We start from the raw sequence: 1,857 nt of genomic DNA, 5'->3' as shown, positions 1-1,857 counted from the left end.
GGCCGGGCCCGAGGCGTGAGAAGCAGGCCCGAAGCCGGGGCCGGGGTCGGAACCCGGCGGCGGGGCGGCGTACCCGACAGGGGCCGCCGTCGTGGGTGGGGCGGCGGACGTCGCGCGGGCGGCGCCGCGGCCCGTGCCGCGGCGCCGACTGCCCTGGGTATCGCTCACGACGCTCGCTCCACTGGTCCGGCACCGCTGGTTCGGGCACGGCACACTAGCGGAGCGGACGTCACTCTCCCAACTCGACTGGTCACCCTGCGTGTCACCTGCGGGACGACCGTAGGGAAGGGCGGCGGCCGGCCGGCCGCTCCGGGGCGCGAGCGGGAGCGCGGAGGGGGCGTACCCCCCGGGACACCCCGCCAGGCCGTCCCCCACCCTCGGCTCGGCCCGCCCCCGGGCGCACCAGCACCACGCCCGAGCCCACTCCCGCGCCCCGGCCGGGCTCGGCCTCAGCGGCAAGCCGGGCGGTGGTCCTGAGACGGGCCAGCGGGGCTGAGCGGGGGTCGGGGGCGCAGGGTGGGGGTGTCCGGGACGTAGAGCGTGATTTGTGGCGCAAACAGTGGCCAGGCTTCGGGACGAGCCAGGACGCCATAAATCATGCAGTCCCGGATGCCCCCACCCGGAGCCCCCGGCCCCCACCGAAGCCCAGCCCCCGCCCCGGCCGGGCTCGGCCTCGGCGGCAGGCCGAGACGCGGCCCCGAGGCGTGACCCCGAGATGTGGCCCCGAGACCTGGACCCGCCCGGTTTCGCTCAGTACGCGAACGCCCGCGCCGTGTTCGCCGCCAGGGCCGTGGCCATCGCGTCCTCGTCCAGGCCGCGGACCGCCGCCATCGCCCGTACGGTGAGCGGGATCAGGTAGGGCGCGTTGGGGCGGCCGCGGTAGGGGGCCGGGGTCAGGTACGGTGCGTCCGTCTCGACCAGGACGAGCTCCAGCGGGGCGACGGCCAGGGCGTCGCGCAGCGGCTGGGCGTTCTTGAAGGTGACCGTGCCGGCGAAGGACATGTAGTAGCCGGCGGCCGCGCACTCGCGGGCCATCTCCGCGTCGCCCGAGTAGCAGTGGAAGACCGTCCGCTCCGGGGCGCCCTCCTCGCGCAGGACGCGCAGCACGTCCGCATGGGCCTCGCGGTCGTGGATGACCAGGGCCTTGCCCTGCCGCTTGGCGATCTCGATGTGGGCCCGGAACGAACGCTCCTGCGCAGCCATGCCCTCGGGTCCGGTGCGGAAGTGGTCCAGCCCGGTCTCGCCCACGGCACGTACGTGCGGCAGCGCGGCGAGCGCCTCGATCTCGGCCAGCGCCTCGTCCAGCGCGGCCTCCCCGCCGCCGGGGCGGGCCCCCTGCCGCGACCAGCCGTCAGGGTCGCCATGAACGATGCGGGGCGCCTCGTTCGGGTGAAGGGCGACGGCGGCGTGGACGTTGTCGTACGCGGCGGCGGTCTCGGCCGCCCACCGCGAGCCCTTCACGTCGCAGCCCACCTGCACGACGGTGGTCACACCGACCGACGCCGCCTTCCGCAGGGCCTCCTCGACGGTGCCGCCCTGCATGTCCAGGTGGGTGTGGGAGTCGGCCACCGCCACCCGCAGGGGCTCGGGCAGCGGCGGCGGGGTGTCACGGGAGGCAGGGGTCATACCGCCGATCTTATGACCGGCGGGCTCACGACCAGCGGGGTCACGCCCGGCGGAAGAAGTCCCGCAGCCGGGTCAGCGGCCCGCCCTTGCCGGCCACGCCGCGTTCCTCCGGGGTGAGGTGGACCGGGCCGGGCGCGTCGTGCTCGTGCTCGGGCTCGTGCGGTGCCGGGCCGGGCGCCGCCCCCGCCGCGTGCCGGCCGGTGTGCCGGCCCTCGTGCCGCCGGCCCTCGT

1 protein-coding gene and 1 pseudogene are annotated in these 1,857 nt (G+C 76.6%); both read right to left on the bottom strand.

Annotated features, from left to right (window positions below; all coding sequences use genetic code 11):
• Window positions 1-750 precede the first annotated feature (750 nt).
• Complete coding sequence (locus GPJ59_RS35885; RefSeq protein WP_219672309.1) at window positions 751-1,626, bottom strand: TatD family hydrolase; 876 nt, start codon at window positions 1,624-1,626, stop codon at window positions 751-753.
• 40 nt (window positions 1,627-1,666) lie between these two features.
• Window positions 1,667-1,857, bottom strand: a pseudogene (locus GPJ59_RS35880) (hypothetical protein); the annotation flags it as partial.

Source organism: Streptomyces bambusae (assembly GCF_019400985.1).
Taxonomy (GTDB): Bacteria; Actinomycetota; Actinomycetes; order Streptomycetales; family Streptomycetaceae; genus Streptomyces; species Streptomyces bambusae_A.
This window is presented reverse-complemented; position numbering and strand designations above follow the sequence as displayed.